15 protein-coding genes and 1 tRNA gene are annotated in these 18,294 nt (G+C 65.9%); 4 read left to right on the plus strand and 12 right to left on the minus strand.

Annotated elements, in window-relative coordinates; all coding sequences use genetic code 11:
* Positions 1–26 precede the first annotated feature (26 nt).
* Positions 27–1,049 carry a FecR family protein gene (locus tag AC5P8Y_RS15155; RefSeq protein ID WP_033834143.1) on the minus strand — a complete coding sequence of 341 codons (1,023 nt, stop codon included), beginning with the start codon at positions 1,047–1,049 and terminating at the stop codon, positions 27–29.
* Positions 1,046–1,561, minus strand: coding sequence for an RNA polymerase sigma factor (locus AC5P8Y_RS15160; protein ID WP_033834142.1), 516 nt, complete (start codon positions 1,559–1,561; stop codon positions 1,046–1,048). Before AC5P8Y_RS15160 ends, AC5P8Y_RS15155 begins: the two co-directional genes overlap by 4 nt.
* A gap of 38 nt (positions 1,562–1,599) precedes the next feature.
* On the opposite strand from AC5P8Y_RS15160, the gene AC5P8Y_RS15165 reads away from it, so the two are divergent.
* Together AC5P8Y_RS15165 and aceE are read left to right on the plus strand one after the other, a co-directional pair.
* The gene (locus AC5P8Y_RS15165; protein WP_033834141.1) at positions 1,600–1,998 is read left to right on the plus strand and encodes a hypothetical protein; all 399 of its coding nucleotides are present in this window, start codon (positions 1,600–1,602) and stop codon (positions 1,996–1,998) included.
* Between the two features lie 245 nt (positions 1,999–2,243).
* The gene (aceE, locus tag AC5P8Y_RS15170) at positions 2,244–4,916 is read left to right on the plus strand and encodes a pyruvate dehydrogenase (acetyl-transferring), homodimeric type (protein WP_049403892.1); all 2,673 of its coding nucleotides are present in this window, start codon (positions 2,244–2,246) and stop codon (positions 4,914–4,916) included.
* Between the two features lie 58 nt (positions 4,917–4,974).
* On the opposite strand, the gene AC5P8Y_RS15175 is transcribed toward aceE, so the two are convergent.
* Positions 4,975–5,457, minus strand: coding sequence for a hypothetical protein (locus tag AC5P8Y_RS15175; protein WP_033834139.1), 483 nt, complete (start codon positions 5,455–5,457; stop codon positions 4,975–4,977).
* A 226-nt stretch (positions 5,458–5,683) separates the two neighbouring features.
* On the opposite strand from AC5P8Y_RS15175, the gene AC5P8Y_RS15180 reads away from it, so the two are divergent.
* Positions 5,684–8,014, plus strand: coding sequence for a TonB-dependent receptor (locus AC5P8Y_RS15180; RefSeq protein ID WP_164135193.1), 2,331 nt, complete (start codon positions 5,684–5,686; stop codon positions 8,012–8,014).
* Between the two features lie 121 nt (positions 8,015–8,135).
* A complete protein-coding gene (locus tag AC5P8Y_RS15185; protein WP_080356468.1) occupies positions 8,136–8,597 on the plus strand; it encodes a DUF4189 domain-containing protein in 462 nt (153 codons plus the stop codon).
* A gap of 74 nt (positions 8,598–8,671) precedes the next feature.
* Here AC5P8Y_RS15185 and AC5P8Y_RS15190 read toward each other — a convergent pair.
* The 9 genes from AC5P8Y_RS15190 to hflX form a co-directional block, all read right to left on the minus strand.
* Positions 8,672–8,764 (minus strand) — tRNA-Ser (locus AC5P8Y_RS15190).
* Positions 8,765–8,842: 78 nt separating this feature from the next.
* On the minus strand, positions 8,843–9,046 hold the full coding sequence (csrA, locus tag AC5P8Y_RS15195) for a carbon storage regulator CsrA (protein WP_004152909.1): 204 nt from the start codon (positions 9,044–9,046) through the stop codon (positions 8,843–8,845).
* Between the two features lie 147 nt (positions 9,047–9,193).
* Positions 9,194–11,842: an alanine--tRNA ligase gene (gene alaS, locus AC5P8Y_RS15200; protein ID WP_033834136.1), complete on the minus strand. Its 2,649-nt coding sequence runs from the start codon at positions 11,840–11,842 to the stop codon at positions 9,194–9,196.
* Positions 11,843–11,951: 109 nt separating this feature from the next.
* Complete coding sequence (gene recX / locus AC5P8Y_RS15205) at positions 11,952–12,443, minus strand: recombination regulator RecX (protein WP_005409024.1); 492 nt, start codon at positions 12,441–12,443, stop codon at positions 11,952–11,954.
* A gap of 110 nt (positions 12,444–12,553) precedes the next feature.
* Entirely contained in the window at positions 12,554–13,591 is a 1,038-nt protein-coding gene (recA, locus tag AC5P8Y_RS15210) for a recombinase RecA (protein ID WP_005412937.1), read from the minus strand.
* Positions 13,592–13,795: 204 nt separating this feature from the next.
* On the minus strand, positions 13,796–14,431 hold the full coding sequence (gene lexA / locus AC5P8Y_RS15215; protein WP_005412936.1) for a transcriptional repressor LexA: 636 nt from the start codon (positions 14,429–14,431) through the stop codon (positions 13,796–13,798).
* Positions 14,432–14,639: 208 nt separating this feature from the next.
* Complete coding sequence (ubiB, locus tag AC5P8Y_RS15220) at positions 14,640–16,322, minus strand: 2-polyprenylphenol 6-hydroxylase (protein WP_049403899.1); 1,683 nt, start codon at positions 16,320–16,322, stop codon at positions 14,640–14,642.
* 34 nt (positions 16,323–16,356) lie between these two features.
* Positions 16,357–16,851, minus strand: coding sequence for a CinA family protein (locus AC5P8Y_RS15225; protein ID WP_005409020.1), 495 nt, complete (start codon positions 16,849–16,851; stop codon positions 16,357–16,359).
* A 120-nt stretch (positions 16,852–16,971) separates the two neighbouring features.
* The gene (hflX, locus tag AC5P8Y_RS15230) at positions 16,972–18,282 is read right to left on the minus strand and encodes a ribosome rescue GTPase HflX (RefSeq protein WP_005412934.1); all 1,311 of its coding nucleotides are present in this window, start codon (positions 18,280–18,282) and stop codon (positions 16,972–16,974) included.
* Positions 18,283–18,294: the final 12 nt, after the last annotated feature.

Consider the following 18,294-nt stretch of genomic DNA (forward strand, 5'->3'; position numbering starts at 1 on the left):
TCTGACAGTCCACGACCACGTCGGCCTCAGCGACTGCCAACCCGCACGGTGTCGCCTTCGCGCCTCACCACGAAACGCGGGTCGCGTTCGAGGAAGGCCTGCAGCGCACCGATGCGATGCGCATCGAGACTGCCCGACAACCGTGCCGATGCCGCGCCTTCGTCCAGCACGCGCACCTGCACCTGGTTGTGCCGGTTGAAGGCAGCGGCCACCTCGTCCAGCCGCTCATCCAGGAAGGACACCTTGCGCTGCTGCCAATCCAGCAGCATCGACAATGGCAGGTCCAATGACTCGACCACATGGCTGCGCGCGTCGACCTGCACCACCCGGCCTTCGCCCAGTTGCGCAAGACGCCGGGCGTCCGCACCCCGGCTCCATACCTCCACCTCGCCGGAGACCACGCCGATGCGCGTGCTCTGCAGCCGTCGCGATACATCGAACACCGTGCCGATGTCGCGGATCTCCAGGCCGTTCACCGCCACCTCGAACGGACGGCGGTCGCGGGCGATGTCGAATGTCGCCTCACCCTGCAGCAGCTCCACCTTGCGGCTGAACCAGCCCATGCGTACCCGCAGGCGGCTGTCCGCATTGAGCCGCACCTGGGTCTGGTCAGGCAGCACCAGGTCGCGAAGTTCACCCTGTCCGGCACTGTAAAGCTGCTCGGTGGGCATCACCTGCGGAACCAGGCCCACGCCGAGCAGGGTGATACAGGCTGCGGCAGCCGCCACCCACCAGCGCGCACGACCGCGACGCGGCACAGCGCGCGGCGGCGCGTGCACGCTACCAAACAGCGGCACCACCTTGGCGGCGACCTGCCGCGGTGGAACCGCCGCGTCGTCAGGCAACGGCGACTGCAGCGCCTCGCCCACCTGCCGATGCAACGCGAGGGCGTGCATGTAGGCGCGCACGTGCTCCGGCGAGCGCTTCATCCAGTCCAGGAACGCGAGGCGCCCGGCCTCATCCAGCGGCCCCTCGCGATTGCGCAGGAACCAGTCCATGGCCTCGCAGGCTATCGTGTCGTCGGCCACGGGCGATGAGGTCCGGTTCATGTGAGCTCCCTGGCGCCCAGCGCCTTCCTGCAGGCCTCCAGCCCCTTGCCGATGTGCTTGCGCACCATATGCACCGACACCTGCAGCTGCTGGCTGATTGCCGGGCAGTCCAGCCCGTCGCGGTAGTGCAGCTCCATCACCCGCCGCGTGGTCGCCGGCAGTCGTGCGATGGTGCTGCGGATATCGTTCCAGCGCTGCGCGCGCTCGAATTCACCTTCGATGTCTTCTTCGCTTTTCAGCACTTCGGCCAGCAGGTCGACGTCTTCCAGCGGCGGCAGCGACGACCGCGCGCGCGCATGCTCGCGCGCCAGGTTGGCCGCCACGGTGAACAGGTAGGCTTCCGGGTTCTCGACCGCATCGGCATCCTCGCCGGTGCTGCGCAGCAGGCGCAGGTAGACCTCCTGCGCCAGGTCTTCGGCATCCTCGCTGGCCGAACCGCGACGCAGGAAGAAGCCACGCAGCAGCCGGCGCCGCAGCGCGTAGCTCTTCTCCCAGATCCTCACGCTGTTCACGGCCGGCCAACCACCCCGAGGCTGGAAAGCCCCGCAGGGTGACCGCCATCGATGACAGTGGCGTTTCAACGACCGGCAGGCAGCCGCTAGAATGCGGCCCCTGCAATGTCCCGGCAGCCCGCACAAGGAGTGCTCCCATCAACGCACGCACCGCCATCAACACCCTCAGCAGCCTGCTGTTCCTGCTGCTGGTCGCCCACACCACCGCCTACCAGCAGCAGATGTGGCCGCCCAGCCGGGTCATCCATGTGCATCCGGTGATCGTCGTCCTCGCCTATGCGCTGGCTGTGCTCACGCTGCTGTTGTGGATCGGCGGTCGTCGTGCACCGGAACCCGCCCAACGCCTGGCGCGCTGGTTGCCCATCGTCGCCTGGTGCCTGCTGGGCGTCGGCGTGGCGATCATCCCGGTGTTCCTGCCGGGGCTGTCCCCGGCCTGATCAGCGGCCGCGCCCAGCGCATCGGCCCATGATACGGCGCGCGGCACCAACCCTTGCTTGCCAGAGACCCAAGCCCCGCCCGCCTACCGAAGCGTGGGGGGCAGGCCTACGCTTGTCTTCTCGGTGGCCGCCACGGTCGCCCTTCGCGTCACGGCGCCCGCCGTTGCGACCCCGCTCCAGTGCTGTGCGCCCTGCCGGTGTTGTCGCCCAGGCAGACGTCCGACCGGCGCCCTCTGGAGACAGCCATGAACCAAGCCCTCATTCCCTTCGATACCGATCCACTGGAAACCCAGGAGTGGCGTGAATCGCTGGAGGCGGTGATGCAGGCCGGCGGCCGGCCGCGCGCGCACTACCTGATCGACCAGCTGAGCGATCTGGACGCCCGGCAGCACGGCGACCTGCATACCCGTGCCTGGACCGCCTACGTCAACACCATCCCACCCGAGCGCCAGCCGGCCTACCCGGGTGACCTGGCCATCGAGCACCGCCTGAACGCGATGATCCGCTGGAACGCGATGGTGATGGTGCTGCGTGCCGGCAAGCACTCCAACGTCGGCGGCCACATCGCCACCTACCAGTCAGCGGCAGTGCTGTACGACGTGGGCTTCGATCATTTCTTCCGTGGCCGTACCGACACCTTCGACGGCGACATGATCTACATCCAGGGCCACTCCGCGCCGGGGATCTACGGCCGCGCGTACGTGGAAGGCCGCATCGATCCGGCACGGATGGACAACTTCCGCCGCGAAGCCGGCCGCGAAGGCCTGTCCTCGTATCCGCACCCGCGCCTGATGCCGGAGTTCTGGCAGTTCCCCACCGTGTCGATGGGACTGGGCCCGCTGACCGCCGCCTACCAGGCGCGCTACATGCGCTACCTGGAATACCGCGGCCTGAAAGAACACCAGGGCCGCAAGGTCTGGGCCTTCCTCGGCGACGGCGAGATGGACCAGCCCGAATCGCTGGCGGCAATTTCCCTGGCCGGCCGCGAGCGGCTGGACAACATCGTGTTCGTGGTCAACTGCAACCTGCAGCGCCTGGACGGTCCGGTACGCGGCAACGCCAAGGTCATCCAGGAACTGGAAGGCACCTTCCGCGCGGCCGGATGGAACGTGATCAAGCTGATCTGGGGCAGTGGCTGGGACGACCTGCTGGCCCGCGACCACAGCGGCCTGCTGCGCCAGCGCATGATGGAATGCGTGGACGGCGACTACCAGACCTTCAAGTCGCAGAGCGGCGCCTACGTGCGCGAGCATTTCTTCGGCCGCTACCCGGAGCTGCTGGAGCTGGTCGCGCACATGAGCGACGACGACATCTGGGCGCTGGCACGTGGTGGCCACGATCCGCAGAAGGTGTACGCCGCCTACCAGCAGGCGGTGAACACCAGCGGCCGGCCGACGGTGATCCTGGCCAAGACGGTCAAGGGTTTCGGCATGGGCGAAGCCGGCGAAGGCCAGAACATCAACCACCAGCTGAAGAAGATGAGCGCCGACGCGGTGCGCGCTTTCCGCGACCGCTTCAACCTGCCGGTCAGCGACGACCAGCTGGAGGAGATGCCCTATCTGCGCCCGGAACCGGGCAGCGCCGAAGCGGCCTACTTCGCCGAGCGCCGCCGCATCCAGGGTGGGCAGCTGCCGGCGCGCCTGGCCAAGGTCGATCCGCTACCGCTGCCGCCGCTGTCGATCTTCAACACCCAGCTGCAGGGCAGCGGCGATCGCGGCCAATCCACCACCATGGGCTTCGTGCGCATCCTCACCAGCCTGCTGAAGGACCCGGTGCTGGGCAAGCTGGTGATTCCGATCGTGCCCGATGAATCGCGCACCTTCGGCATGGAAGGCCTGTTCCGCCAGATCGGCATCCACTCCTACCTGGGCCAGCTGTACACCCCGCAGGACGCCGGCCAGCTGAGCTATTACAAGGAAGCCAAGGACGGCCAGATCCTGCAGGAAGGCATCAATGAATCCGGTGCGATCTGTTCGTGGATCGCCGCCGGTACCGCCTACAGCAACCACGGCCTGGCCACGATCCCCTTCTACATCTTCTATTCGATGTTCGGCCTGCAGCGCGTCGGTGACCTGGCCTGGGCCGCTGCCGATGCGCGTACCCGCGGCTTCCTGCTCGGTGCCACGTCGGGCCGCACCACGCTGATGGGCGAAGGCCTGCAGCACGATGACGGCCACAGCCACGTGCTGTCGTCGGTGATTCCCAGCTGCGTGTCCTACGACCCGACCTACAACTACGAGCTGGCGGTGATCATCCATGACGGCCTGCGCCGCATGTATGTCGACCAGGAAGACATCTACTACTACATCACCGTACTCAACGAGAACTACCCGCAGCCGGCACTGCCCGAAGGCGCCGAGGCCGGCATCCTGAAGGGCCTCCACCTGCTGCGTCCGGCAGCCGCCGATGCCGCCTCGCAGCCACGCGTGCAGCTGATGGGCGCAGGCTCGATCCTGCGCGAGGTGGAAGCTGCGGCAGAACTGCTGCAGCAGGACTTCGGCATCGCCAGCGATGTGTGGAGCGCGACCAGCCTGACCGAACTGCGCCGCGATGGCCTGGCCACCGAACGCTGGAACCTGCTGCACCCGGCTGAGGAACCGCGCGTACCCTACGTGCAGGAGTGCCTGCAGGGCCATGACGGCCCGGTGGTGGTGGCCACCGACTACATGAAGATCGTCGGCGACCAGATCCGTCCCTTCATCAACGACCGCCGCTTCATCGCACTCGGTACCGATGGCTTCGGCCGTTCCGACACGCGTGAGTCGCTGCGCACGTTCTTCGAAGTGGATCGCCACTTCATCGTGCTGGCCGCCCTGAAGTCGCTGGCCGACGAAGGCCGCATCGAGCGCTCGCGGATGCAGGAGGCCATCGACAAGTACGGCATCGACACCGCCAAGCGCGACCCGGCCGCGTTGTGAGGCTGCCGGTGCCATGCCCGCGGAATCCCTCCCCGTGGGCATGGCGCAGGCGGCGCCGCTACGGTATCCGCTTGAACAGGTTGGTCTGCAGGATCGGCGTGCCGTCGTGGCCGTAGAACGCCTTGGTCTCGGTCATCGTCGTACGGTCGGCCGCCACGGTATAGATGCGGGTGGAGGCCGGCGTACCATGGTCCACCAGCTGCATCACCAGGGTATTCGGCGCCGGCAGTTTCAGGTTGGCTTTGTCCGCGCCGTAGGTGCCGGACAAGGGCCCCGGCGTACCGTCGAGCGCCAACGTGCCGTCGGATTTCATGGTCTTGCCGTCGTGCAGGACGATGTCAACGTGTGAACTCCACCGACCCGCACCGGCGTCCTTGAACTCCAGCACCACCTGCTTCGGGCGCTGTGCTTCGGGTAACGCAGACGTGGCGATATCCAGCGACCAGCGCCCCAGCAGCGGTGAGGGCGAAGCTTCCACCGCCAGCGCCGGAACGGCGGAGAGCGAAAGCGCAGACAACAACACAGCGGACAACAGCTTCATACGGGGCTCCGTTTGAATGAGGAAGCTCTGCGTGGGGCGTTGCGGGGCAGTGCCCAGATCGTGCCGGTCGCCAGCAGCACGCGCAAGGCGGTGCGCTGAACGAGGGAGACTCCGTCCCATTCCGAGAAGCCAAAGCACCCTGCCCCATTGAATCGAGGCGGTTTCCGCTCTTGTTGACCCGAAGAGTTACGTTATAACATTTCACGTCAATTTCACGGACCGTGCCATGCGTCGCCATCTCCTTGCTACCGCCATTCTGTTCGTCGTCCACAGCGCCCAGGCCGCGGACGAACCCACCCTCCCCACCCTCCAGGTCCAGGCCAGCCAGCCCTCCCGTATCGACAGCCGGGTCACCGTCGACAACCCACAGGCGCAGAACCGCACCCTGGGCGGCCTGCTCGAACACGTCTCCGGCGTGCAGAACAGTGCTTTCGGGCCGAACGCGGGTGCCCCGGTCATCCGCAGCCTCAGTGGCAACCGCGTGCAGATCCTGCAGGACGGCCAGTCCATCCTCGGGATGAACGCGATCAGCGGCGACATCAACATCCCGTTCGATCCGCTGTTCGTACGCAGTGTCACCGTCAACAAGTCTTCCGACACCGTGCGCTACGGCGGCAATGCGATCGGTGGCAGCGTGGAGATCGATTCGGGCCTGATCTCGCGCCGCATGGAAGACAAGGACCAGTCGATGGAGCTGGTCCTGCGCAAGGGCTTCAATGCAGCCGACGCGCAGGGCTTCCGGATGAACTTCAACAACCAGCGCAACCTCTCGACAAACCTGCAGGTTTCGCGCCAGCGCATCTCGCACTTCGACATCCCCGGCAACAGCAAGGCCGCCGTCTGCAACACCCACCTGTTCCCGGCCTCCGGTGGTGTCAACTCGGCCCTCGCCGACAGCTGCCAGAAGGAAGCGCGCGTGCAGCAGATCTACAACAAGGCCTCGCAGCCTTACATCGACCAGTTCATGACCGAGAACCCGGACTGGGCCGACGGTGATTTCTCGTTCTACACCAACAACCCGACTTCGGTCTGGCAGCGCCGCACCTACATCAATCCGGTCAACCCGGCCTACGTACCCGGCACGCCTTCGTACGTGCAGAAGCAGATCAACAACGACGTGACGCCCGATTACCATCACCGGTTGGGCAACAGCTACGCGAGAAATTCGCAGGTGGCGCTCGGGTCGACCCTGTTCTTCGACCGTGGTTACGTGGGTATCAGCATCGATGCCAAGGACAGCGAGTACGGCGTGCCGGGGTTCTCGATGCAGAACCTGTCGTTCGGTTCCAACTATGCCAACGGGCTGCCGGTGGGGGTGGTGATCAAGCAGGAACGCTATGCACTGGAAGCCCTGCTGCGCGATCCGCTGCCGTGGTTCGAGCGCGCCGAACTGCGCGTTTCCAAGCTGGACAACACCTCGGGCGAGCGGCTGGGTGCCACCCGTGCCAACGACTACGATTTCGAGAGCACCCAGGCCGAGCTGCTGCTCAGCCATCAGCGCGTCGGTCCGCTCAGCGGCATGCTGGGTTTCAGCCACCAGTCGCGTGATGTCACCGGCAGTGGCTCGCTGCGCTACCTGCCTGACGTCGACACCCGCAGCAACGCGGTGTTCCTGAAGGAGACGCTGGACTTCGGCTGGGCCAGTTTCGACGCTGGCGTGCGCCACGAGCGGGTTGACCATGACCTGCAACCAAGCCGCTTCAAGACCGCGCGCAATGCCGCCAACGCGAAACTGCAGGACCGCGACTACCGGCTCAACAGCTACAGCCTGGGATCGTATGTCGAGCTCGGTCCGTTGTTCGCCGCCAAGGTGCGCTACTCGTCCTCGCAGCGCGCACCTGAGATCAACGAGTTGTACGCGAGCAATGCTCACTATTCGGTGATGACCCAGGAAGAAGGCAACCAGAACCTCAAGCCGGAACGCGCGAAGAACCTGGAACTGACCGGCCTGTTCCACCTCGGTGGTTTCGAACTGTTGGCCACCGCGTACCGGATGAAGTACGAGAACTACCTGTACCTGGGTTACTCGGGCATGCAGACCGCCAACCGCCTGCCGCTGAAGTACTGGAAGCAGACCGACACCACGGTGAAGGGCTTCGAGATCGATGCCTCGCAGGCATTGGACCTGGGCCGCTACGGCACGTTGAACGTGTCCGCCTTCGCCGACCTGGTGAAGAACAAGGCCGACCGCCCCGATTCGCTGCGTGCCCACAATGACGGCGAGTACCTGCCGAACATGCCGACCAACCGCTACGGCGCCACCCTGCAGTGGCAGCGCGAGGGCTGGAAGGCGCGGCTGTCCAGCACCTACTACGACACGCAGAAGTACCTCGGCCGCAACGTGAGCGAGGAAGTGCCGCTGGATGCATTCAACCTGGTCGACCTGCAGGTCAGCCGTGAGCTGCCGGTACGCAACAGCTACATCGCCGGCATGGAGGTGTTCGTCAACGGCAGCAACCTGCTCAATCAAGAAGCACGGCCGCACAACTCGCCGCTGAAGTACATCGCGCCGCTGCCCGGGCGCGGTTTCCAGGTGGGCGTGACGGTGAAGCTCTGAGGATCGAACGCATCGGTACGCGCCTGCGGGCAAATGGCCTGCAGGCGTTCTGCCCCGCCCCCCCTGCGTGGTTGCGCCACACGCGCCGGTTGATTCACCATCGGCAAAAGAGGAGAGCGTGATGAACTGGAAGCATGCGGTTTCACTGGCGCTGTTGTTGTCCGTTTCATCAGCCGCAAGTGCTGCGTCTGCGATCACCTACGACAAGGATGGCCGCTACGGCTATTCGATGAACCAGTCTTCCCTCACCACTGCGATGCAGCAGTCGCTGCACTACTGCGCAGCGCGATCGCGCAATTGCGGTCAGTCCGCCAGCACCACCAGCGAAGGCTATTCGGCCATAGCTACCGGCACGATCGCGTTGGGCTTTGCACTGGGTGAGAAGACCGCGGACGCCGCGCAGCGGAAGGCCGAAAGAATGTGCAGGGAACGTGCCAACGACTGCACGCTTGCGTTGCTGTGGCGGGAAATTCCACCTCGCCACATTGAACCGCCACAGCTGCCGCGTACACCCGCTGCGGCACCAGCGATGACACCCACGCCCATGCCAACGCCTGCCTCCCGCACCGATCTGCCAGGATAGTCAGCTCCACGCTGCGAGTGTCGGATAAAGAAAAACGCCTGCAGATCGAGGATCTGCAGGCGCTTCTTTGTATCTGGCGGAGTGAGAGGGATTCGAACCCTCGATAGAGCTTTTGACCCTATACTCCCTTAGCAGGGGAGCCCCTTCGGCCACTCGGGCATCACTCCGGGGTTTTCTCCGCGTCTGGTGCGTTGCACCTCAGCGGGGCGTGAATCATAACGTTAATCGAGTGCGAAGGTAAAGCGTTATTCGGCAGAATTTTCGCTACCGGTGCCACCGGCTTCGTCACCGCGCTGGATGCGCTGATAGATCTCTTCGCGATGCACAGCAACGTCCTTCGGCGCGGTGATGCCGATACGCACCTGGTTACCCTTGACGCCAAGCACGGTGACGCTCACCGAGTCTCCGATCATCAGGGTTTCGCCGACGCGGCGAGTCAGGATCAACATTTTTGTAAGTCTCCATGGAACCGTGTGGAAGGGTATCCCCCACCGGCTTGACGCTCCGTCAAGAAGCGCTACCACGACAAAGGGAAAAGATTCGCAATGGTACCGTCAGCCGTCCCGCTCCTACAAGGAGGGGGACGGCCAGGTTCATCACAGGCGGGGGCTGACCCATTCGACGACTGCAGCCAGCGCAGTGGCAAGGGCGGGCCCGTCCTCGCCACCACCCTGGGCGAGGTCCGGGCGTCCGCCGCCCTTGCCCCCGATCTGACTGGCGATATGGGACAACAGTTCCCCGGCCTTGACCTTGCCCATTGCACTGCCGTTCACACCCGCGACCAGGGCGGCCTTGCCGTCCTGGGCGCCGGCCAGCACGATCACCGCGTCGCCCAGCTGCTGCTTGAGGCGGTCCATGGCGTCACGCAGGGCCTTGGCGTCGAAGCCCTCCAGGCGGGCAGCCAGTACCTTCACGCCAGCAACCTCGACGGCCTGGCCGGACAGATCGGCCGTGGCACCGGCGGCGACCTTGGCCTTCACGGCCTCCAGTTCGCGCTCCAGCTGCTTCTGGCGCTGACCGAGGGCACGGATCTTCTCGACCACGTCGGCAGCGCTGCCACCGAGCAGTTCAGCGGCCTCGGCCAGGCGGGCCTCTTCGGCGTCCACGTAATCCAGCGCACCCTGGCCGGTAACAGCCTCGATGCGGCGCACGCCCGCGGAGACGCCGCCCTCGGAGGTGATCTTGAACAGGCCGATGTCGCCGGTACGGTTGACGTGGGTACCACCGCACAGCTCGGTGGAGTAGTCACCCATCTTCAACACGCGCACGTGCTCGCCGTACTTCTCGCCGAACAGGGCCATCGCGCCGAAGTCCAGCGCTTCCTGCATGCCCATGTTGTGTACTTCAGCGGCGTTGTTGGCGCGCACCTGCTGGTTGACCTTGCGCTCGATCACGGCAAGCTCTTCCGCGCTGATCGGCTGGAAGTGCGAGAAGTCGAAACGCAGGCGGTCCGGAGCGACCAGCGAGCCCTTCTGCTGCACGTGGGTGCCCAGCACTTCGCGCAGGGCGGCGTGCAGCAGGTGGGTGGCCGAGTGGTTGAGGATGGTGGCGCCACGGCGCTCGCCATCGACCTGGCCGGAGAGCACGTCGCCGACCTTCAGGCCGCCTTCGGACAGGGTGCCGACATGGCCATGGAACTGGCCGGCGAACTTCTGGGTGTCGTCCACCGCCAGGCGCACGCCGTTGCCGGTCAGTACGCCGGTGTCACCGACCTGGCCGCCGGACTCGGCGTAGAACGGGGTCTGGTTGGTGATGACGATGACTGCGTCACCGGCATCGGCCGACTGCACCGGACGGCCGTCCTTGAGCAGGGCCAGCACGGTCAGGCCGTCAGCCTGCAGGCGGTCGTAGCCCAGGAACAGGGTCGGGCTCAGGGTCGCCACCAGCTCGGCGGGCAGGGTCACGCCACCACCGAACTTGCCGGCCGCGCGCGCGGTCTCGCGCTGCTGCTCCATCGCGGCATCGAAGCCGGCAATGTCGACGGTCAGGTCGCGCTCGCGGGCGATGTCCTGGGTCAGGTCGAGCGGGAAACCATAGGTGTCGTACAGGCGGAAGGCGTCAACGCCCGGGATCACGCCATTGCTGGCCTTCCCCGCGACGTCCTCGAAGATCTTCATGCCGGCGTCGAGGGTTTCGGCGAAACGCTCTTCTTCGGCCTGCAGCGCACGGGTGACGGTGTCCACCGCAGCCGGCAGTTCCGGATAGGCTTCGCCCATCTGCTCGACCAGGGTCGGCACCAGCTTGCTGAAGAACGGCTGGCGCACGCCCAGCATCCAGCCGTGGCGCAGTGCGCGGCGGATGATACGGCGCAGCACGTAACCGCGGCCTTCGTTGGACGGCAGCACGCCATCGACGATCAGGAACGAACAGGCACGGATGTGGTCGGCGATCACGCGCAGCGACTTGTTTTCCAGGTCGGCGGTGCCGGTCAGCTCGGAGGCCTTGCGGATCAGGGCCTGGAACAGGTCGATCTCATAGTTGGTGTGCACGTGCTGCAGGATCGCCGCCAGGCGCTCCAGGCCCATGCCGGTATCCACGCACGGCGCCGGCAGTGGCACCAGGGTGCCGTCGGGCTGGCGGTCGAACTGCATGAACACCAGGTTCCAGATTTCGATGAAGCGGTCGCCGTCTTCATCCGGGGAACCCGGGGGGCCACCGGCGATATGGTCACCGTGGTCGTAGAAGATTTCGGTGCACGGGCCGCACGGGCCGGTGTCGGCCATCTGCCAGAAGTTGTCCGAAGCGAACGGTGCGCCCTTGTTGTCGCCGATGCGCACGATGCGCTCTTCCGGCACGCCGACCATGTCGCGCCACAGCGCGTAGGCTTCGTCATCGGTCTGGTAGACGGTGACCAGCAGGCGTTCGGCCGGCAGCTTCCAGACCTGGGTCAGCAGTTCCCAGGCCCAGGCGATCGCGTCCTTCTTGAAGTAGTCGCCGAACGACCAGTTGCCCAGCATTTCGAAGAAAGTGTGGTGGCGCGCGGTGTAGCCGACCTGGTCGAGGTCGTTGTGCTTGCCGCCCGCGCGCAGGCAGCGCTGGACGTCGGCCGCGCGCACGTAGCTGCGCTTTTCCGCGCCAAGGAACACGTCCTTGAACTGCACCATGCCGGAGTTGGTGAACAGCAGGGTCGGATCATTGCCCGGCACCAGCGGCGCCGACGGCACGATGGTGTGGCCTTTGCCCTTGAAGAATTCAAGGAAGTCGCTGCGGATCTGGGAAGTCGTGAATTTGGCGGATGCGTTCATTGGGGGCTGGCAGTCTGCGGGCCGGCGGACCCGGACCACCGGCCGCGTTGGCCAGGGTCGCGAGGGACCGCCGAAAACCTAAAGGGTATCAGGCCCGGCGCCGCCAGTCTCAGTCATCCGGGTCGTAGCGGGTCGCGCGGCGGATGCTGTCGCCGTCGAAGCCCCGTCGGGCCAGCAGATCGGCAGCCTTGCGCCGCTGTGTCAGGTCCTGCGGACCGGCCTCGCCAAAGCGCCGGCGGACCAGATCACGGGCGTTTTCCTGCCAGTCGCCTTCGTAGCTGTCCATCGCTGCGGCAATCGCGGCACTGTCCAGGCCGTGGGTCCCCAGCTCGGCGCGGACATGGATCGGCCCATAACCGGTGTTGGCGCGCATCCTCACCAGGTTCTCGGCAAAACGGGTGTCGTCCTGCCAGCCGGCCTCGGTCAACTTGGCGACAGCGGCCTGCGCGGCTTCGTCTTCGATGCCACGGGCGGTCAGCTTGCGGGTGAGTTCCTTGCGCGAGTGCTCGCGGCGGACCAGCAGGCCCAGTGCCCGTTGCACGGGGGTCTGCTCACGCGGCCGGCGCTTGCGGCCGGTCGGAATGTCTTCGGCGTCGGACATGGGTACTCCAAGGGTGGCGCCATCCGTGGCGCCCAGCCCATCCCTGGGCGATTCGAACCTGCGGGACAGGGCGACGTCACTGACGGCGCCACCCTGCCCCACAGCAAGCCTTATTCGTCTTCGCCTTCGTCGTCGCCTTCCTCGCGGGCCGCTTCGGCCGGCTGGAATTTCTCGCGCAGCTCGGCCTCGAGCTTGGCGGCGACAGTCGGGTTGTCGCGCAGGTAGCCGCGGGCGTTGTCCTTGCCCTGGCCAATGCGTTCTTCACCGTAGCTGTACCAGGCGCCAGCCTTCTCGACCAGCTTGGCATCCACACCCATGTCGATCAGCTCGCCTTCACGGCTGATGCCTTCGCCATACAGGATCTCGGTGATGACCTGCTTGAACGGAGGTGCCAGCTTGTTCTTGACGACCTTGATCTTGGTCTGGTTACCGATGATCTCGTCACCCTTCTTGATCGCGCCGATACGGCGGATGTCCAGGCGGACCGAGGCGTAGAACTTCAGCGCGTTGCCACCCGTGGTGGTTTCCGGGCTCTGGCCCGGCATCATCACGCCGATCTTCATGCGCAGCTGGTTGATGAAGATCACCAGGGTGTTGGAGCGCTTGATGTTGCCGGTCAGCTTGCGCAGCGCCTGGCTCATCAGGCGGGCCTGCAGGCCGGGCAGCTGGTCGCCCATCTCGCCTTCGATTTCGGCCTTCGGGGTCAGCGCGGCAACCGAGTCGATCACCAGGATGTCGACCGAACCCGAACGGACCAGCATGTCGGCGATTTCCAGCGCCTGCTCACCGGTGTCCGGCTGCGACAGCAGCAGGTCGTCCACGTTCACGCCCAGTTTGGCGGCGTAGATCGGGTCCAGCGCGTGCTCGGCGTCGATGAAGGCCGCGGTACCGCCCATCTTCTGGCATTCGGCGATGGCCTGCAGGGTCAAGGTGGTCTTGCCCGAGGATTCCGGCCCGTAGATCTCAACGACACGGCCCTTCGGCAGACCACCAATGCCCAGCGCGATGTCGAGCATCAGCGAACCGGTCGGGATGGCTTCGACGGGTTCGACCACACGGTCGCCCATGCGCATCACCGAGCCCTTGCCGAACTGCTTTTCGATCTGGCCCAGAGCTGCAGCGAGGGCGCGCTTCTTGTTCTCGTCCATCGGATTGGTCCTTGCAGAGGTCGTGTCGTTGGAGGTGCTGTCTTTGTGGGTCTTCTTTGCCATGGGTTCACTTTAAGTCGGACGTATCGCACAGGCTGAGATTCTGCCCGGCGCTCTGAAAAGAATTATCGGACATCCGTACCAACCTCAGTGGAACCAGAGAATCGCCACAAAAGACCGCGGGGTAATGCGCTATGGAACGGGTCAACGGTTGGGCCGCAGCAGGCCGCAATAGAGGCCCTCGATCGCGAAGTCCTGATCCGGCAGTACCTCGATCGGCTTGTAATCGGGATTGCGCGGCAGCAGGCGGATGCGATCCTTGGCGATCTTCAGCAGCTTGACCGTGATCTCGTCATCGATGCGGGCCACCACGATCTGCCCGGAATGGGCGTCGCGGGTGCGATGCACGCCGATCAGGTCACCGTCGAAGATGCCCTCGTCGATCATCGAATCGCCCTGCACCTTCAGCAGGTAGTCCGGCGCTGGCGAGAAAAACACCCGGTCCAGCACCACGAAATCGTCCGAGCCGATGTCGGCGCCGATCGGGAGGCCGGCCGCAACCCGGCCCAGCACCGGCAGGCGCAGCACACTGTCGGGCAGGCCCGGCTCGGCCAGCTTCTCGACCGGCGGTGCCTGTACCAGGCGGATGCCGCGGGCCTGACCGGGGATGCGACGGATCGCACCGGCCTGCTCCAGGGCTTCCAGGTGGTACTGGGCCGCGCGCACGCCCTTGAAGCCGAACGCACGTGCGATTTCAGTCTGCGAGGGCGGCGCGCCTTCGCTCTCGATACGCTCGGCGATCAACTGCAGGATCGCCTGCTGGGTGTCGGTCAGGTCCATGGTTAGTAGTATTACTACTAATATCCGGGACTGCAAGTGCCGGGGGCGACACGGCAACATCTGTAGTGCGAGCCATACTCGGCAGTCGGGCGAATGGCCGGGCGGCAAAGGCGAATGCAAGGGCGAAAGCAGCCGACCAGCGGTCGGCTCTACAGGAATCGTTGCGCGATTCCGCGGTTCCCGCTGGGAACCGCTGCGGTAAACACACTCAGGTGTGTTTACCGCTTCTCCATATCGAGAACAGGATCCACACGCCGCAGAAGCCGGCGCCGATGAAGCCGCAGACGCCCAGCGCCAGCAGCCAGCGGCTGGAGACGCCGCCGACGCTGTGCATCACGATCGAGGAACCGATGATCAGCGCAGCAGTGACGATGCCCATCACCAACCGGTTCGCTGCGCGGTTCACCTGTTCGCCAAAGCCTTGCAGCGCCGTGGTTTCCACCTTCAACTGCAGGCGTCCCCGGCGCGCCGCCTGCACCAGCTTGCGCAGGTCGCGGGGAAGCTCACCGGCGAAGTCGACCAGGCCCAGCAGGCTGCGGCGGCCGCGCTTGAACAGCGCCTTGGGCGCGTAGCGCTGCAGCACCACCCGCTCCAGGAACGGGCGCGCGGCACTGGCCATGTCGAAATCCGGGTCCAGCTGCCGGCCCATGCCCTCCAGGGTCAGGAACGCCTTGATCATCAGCGCCAGGTCAGCCGGCAGGGTCAGGCTGTAGCTGCGCAGCAGCTGGGTGATGTCGCCCAGCATCAGGCCGATGCGCAGGTCCTTCAGCGGCACGCCACGGTATTGATCTACGAACTGGCTGATGTCGTGCTGCAGCCGGTTCTCGTCCACCTCAACACCGCCGGCCCAGTCCAGCAGCACGTCGGCCACGCCCTGCGGATCCTGCTCGACCAGCCCGTGCAGCAGCTGCGCCACCTGGAAACGCCGGACTTCCGACAAGGCGCCGACCATGCCGAAATCAATCACGCCGATGCGGCCATCACGTAGATAGATGATGTTGCCCGGGTGCGGATCGGCGTGGAAGCTGCCGTCCTCCAGCACCATTTTCAGCACAATGCCGGCGCCACGCCGTGCCAGCTCGCGCCGGTCCAAGCCCGCCGCATCGACGCCGGCCAGGTCTCGGCCAGGAATGCCGTCGACGAAGTCCTGCACGTTCAGGCTCTCGCAGGTCCACTGCCAGTGCACCTGCGGAATCAGTATGTCGTCACGGCCGCTGAAGTTGCGCGCGATGCGCTCGGCATTGCGGCATTCGGCAGCGAAATCCAGCTCGCGGCGCAGCGACACGGTGAACTGCTGCACGACTTCGGCCGGGCGGTAACGACGCAGGTCCGGCAGTCGCGCTTCAACGATCTCGGCCAGGCGGGCCAGCAGACGCAGGTCGGCCTCGACCACATCGCGGATGCCGGGGCGCCGCACCTTCAGCACCACCTCGCGACCATCATGCAGGCGTGCGCGATGGGCCTGCGCCAGCGAGGCGGCAGCCATCGGGGTTTCATCGAGGAACGCGAACACCTCTGCAGGCGGTGCGCCAAGGTCGGCCTCGAGCTGCTCACGGATGTCCGCGTACGGCAGCGCAGGTACCGCGTTCTGCAGTTCGGACAGCTCAGCGATCCATTCCGGCGGCAGCAGGTCAACGCGCGTCGCCAGCACCTGCCCGAGCTTGACGAAAGTGGGACCGAGATCCTGCATCGCGCTGCGCACGCGCACCGGTGCGGTCATCCGCAGCAGTTCCTGCCGCTCCTCGTTCCAGTGCAGAAGGCGCCCTGCCCGCTCCAATGTGCTGGCCAGGCCGATGCGCCGCACCACGTCGCCGAAGCCATAGCGGATCAGGACGACGGCAATTTCCTGCAGTCGGCCCAGGTCACGGACCGTGCCCAGCGTTTCCCACATCATGCGTGCTCCGGACGATTACCGGAGCAGCATGTCACAGCTGGGCGTCGATACCGCGCAATGCCGCCGCCACGGTTTGCCGGCGGATGGCTTCGCGGTCGCCATCGAACTGGAACAGCTCGGCGCGGGCATAGCCGCCCCGGCGTTTCCAGCCGATCCAGACACTGCCGACCGGCTTGTCCGGGCTGCCACCGCCAGGACCCGCGATGCCGGTCACCGCCACGGCGATGCCGGCACCGGAATTGACCAGTGCGCCGGACACCATCTCCAGTACGGTTTCGCGGCTGACCGCACCGAACTGCTCCAGGGTCTGCGCGCGCACACCCAGCAGGCGCTGCTTGGCCTCGTAGCTGTAGACCACCATGCCACAGTCGAAGAACGCCGAGGAACCGGCGATATCGGTCATGCACTTGGCGATCCAGCCGCCACTGCAGCTTTCAGCGGTCACCAGCTGCAGCGAAGCCTGCTGCAGGCGCTGCCCGAGCGCGGCGGACTGGGCGTTGAGGTCGGCGTCGGTGGGGATGGACATCGGCATGACGGTGGGGTGAAGAACCTGCACGTTGTACCGCAGATGACAGGCGGATGTCGCGCCCCTCCAGCACGGTGGTTGCCGGCCAGCGGCCGGCACTACCGGGGATTGGCCGCTACCTCACCACTCCGGCAGCTTCTCCGGCAGCAGCGCCCGGATCGGCGCGCCGTCGGCACTGGCAGCCAGCTTTTCGGCTTCGGCTATCGGCAGGTCGACCTGCAGCAGCCAGCCGTCTTCATCGGCCTGCTCGCTGCGGATCACTTCCAGCTGGTGCAGGCGCGCGCGCAGGCGGCCGGCATCCGGCGGCAGGCGCAGTTCGCCGGTGACATGCTGCAGGCCCAGGCGCTTGCCCAGTACCGCCTGCAACAGCTCCAGGCCCTGCCCGTCACGCGCGGAGATCCACACCCGCTCGCGACGCGACTCATCCGGGATACCGTCCTGGCCATCGTGGCGGACGTCGGCACCATCGATGCGGTCGATCTTGTTGAACACCAGCAGCTGCGGCAGGTCACCGGCACCGACCGCGGTCAGTACCTCGTCGACCTGTGCGATGCGCTCCTCGCGGTGCGGATCGGCAGCGTCGACCACGTGCAGCAGGAAATCCGCCTCGCGCGCCTCGGACAGGGTCGAGCGGAACGCCGCAACCAGGTCATGTGGCAGGTCGCGGACGAAGCCGACGGTGTCGGCCAGGACCACGTTGCCACCCGGAACCGCAATGCGGCGCACGGTCGGATCCAGCGTTGCAAACAGCTGGTCGGCGGCATAGGCCTCGGCGCCGGTCATGGCGTTGAACAGGGTCGACTTGCCGGCGTTGGTGTAGCCCACCAGGGCCACGCGCGGCAGCTCGCTGCGCACACGCGCACGGCGCATCTGGGTGCGCTGCACTTCGACCTTTTCCAGGCGTTTCTGCAGCTGCTCCACGCGCTTCTGCAGCAGGCGGCGGTCGGTTTCCAGCTGGGTTTCACCCGGGCCGCGCAGGCCGATCGAACCGCCGCGCTGGCGCTCCAGATGGGTCCAGCCGCGCACCAGCCGCGTGGCCAGGTGACGCAGCTGCGCCAGTTCGACCTGCAGCTTGCCTTCGTGGCTGTGCGCACGCTGGGCGAAGATGTCCAGGATCAGGCCGGTACGGTCGATCACCCGGCGCTCGAGGAAACGTTCCAGGTTGCGTTCCTGGCCCGGGCTCAACGCATGGTTGACCAGGATCAGGTCGGCACCGCTGGCATCTGCCGCAGCCTTGATCTCGTCCAGCTTGCCGCTGCCGATCAGGGTCGACGGATTCGGTCGGTCCAGGCGCGCAGTGATCGTCGCGGCGATGCTGGCCCCAGCCGAGCGGGCCAGATCACCGAATTCTTCCAGCACATCGTCTTCCAGCTTGCCGAAATGGGGCTGGATCAACAGGGCGTGTTCGCCCTTTTTCGAGCGGTCAAACATTCACCGCTCCGG

This window comes from Stenotrophomonas sp. YJH_SMC_12-1 (genome assembly GCF_059370935.1).

Excerpts from the sequence above, each read along its gene's own strand:
- aceE (WP_049403892.1), top strand. The coding sequence starts at position 2,244 with ATGAACCAAGCCCTCATTCCCTTCGATACCGATCCACTGGAAACCCAG.
- csrA (WP_004152909.1), bottom strand. The coding sequence starts at position 9,046 with ATGTTGATCCTGACTCGCCGCGTCGGCGAAACCCTGATGATCGGAGAC.
- AC5P8Y_RS15175 (WP_033834139.1), bottom strand. The coding sequence starts at position 5,457 with ATGAAGCTGTTGTCCGCTGTGTTGTTGTCTGCGCTTTCGCTCTCCGCC.
- AC5P8Y_RS15180 (WP_164135193.1), top strand. The coding sequence starts at position 5,684 with ATGCGTCGCCATCTCCTTGCTACCGCCATTCTGTTCGTCGTCCACAGC.
- AC5P8Y_RS15225 (WP_005409020.1), bottom strand. The coding sequence starts at position 16,851 with ATGTCCATCCCCACCGACGCCGACCTCAACGCCCAGTCCGCCGCGCTC.
- lexA (WP_005412936.1), bottom strand. The coding sequence starts at position 14,431 with ATGGACCTGACCGACACCCAGCAGGCGATCCTGCAGTTGATCGCCGAG.
- AC5P8Y_RS15155 (WP_033834143.1), bottom strand. The coding sequence starts at position 1,049 with ATGAACCGGACCTCATCGCCCGTGGCCGACGACACGATAGCCTGCGAG.
- hflX (WP_005412934.1), bottom strand. The coding sequence starts at position 18,282 with ATGTTTGACCGCTCGAAAAAGGGCGAACACGCCCTGTTGATCCAGCCC.
- recX (WP_005409024.1), bottom strand. The coding sequence starts at position 12,443 with ATGTCCGACGCCGAAGACATTCCGACCGGCCGCAAGCGCCGGCCGCGT.
- alaS (WP_033834136.1), bottom strand. The coding sequence starts at position 11,842 with ATGAACGCATCCGCCAAATTCACGACTTCCCAGATCCGCAGCGACTTC.
- recA (WP_005412937.1), bottom strand. The coding sequence starts at position 13,591 with ATGGACGAGAACAAGAAGCGCGCCCTCGCTGCAGCTCTGGGCCAGATC.
- AC5P8Y_RS15185 (WP_080356468.1), top strand. The coding sequence starts at position 8,136 with ATGAACTGGAAGCATGCGGTTTCACTGGCGCTGTTGTTGTCCGTTTCA.
- ubiB (WP_049403899.1), bottom strand. The coding sequence starts at position 16,322 with ATGTGGGAAACGCTGGGCACGGTCCGTGACCTGGGCCGACTGCAGGAA.